The 317-nt window shown below is 61.5% G+C and carries 1 pseudogene; it reads right to left on the reverse strand.

The features are described from left to right. A pseudogene (gene tuf, locus ACF8LI_RS22510) lies at positions 1 to 317 on the reverse strand (elongation factor Tu); the annotation flags it as partial.

The raw sequence follows: 317 nt of genomic DNA on the forward strand, positions 1-317 counted from the left end.
GTACGGCCGCCTTCGCGGATAGCGAAGCGCAGACCTTCTTCCATGGCGATGGGGGCGATCAGCTTGACGGTGATCGACACGTTATCGCCAGGCATCACCATTTCCTTGTCGGCGGGCAGCTCGATGGAGCCGGTCACGTCGGTCGTGCGGAAATAGAACTGGGGACGGTAGTTGTTGAAGAACGGAGTGTGGCGACCACCTTCGTCCTTGGACAGCACGTACACCTCAGCCGTGAAGTGGGTGTGGGGCTTGATGGAGCCGGGCTTGCACAGCACTTGGCCGCGTTCCACGTCTTCACGCTTGGTGCCGCGCAGCAG

Source organism: Delftia sp. WSY_12, assembly GCF_043104645.1.
GTDB lineage: Bacteria > Pseudomonadota > Gammaproteobacteria > Burkholderiales > Burkholderiaceae_C > Comamonas > Comamonas tsuruhatensis.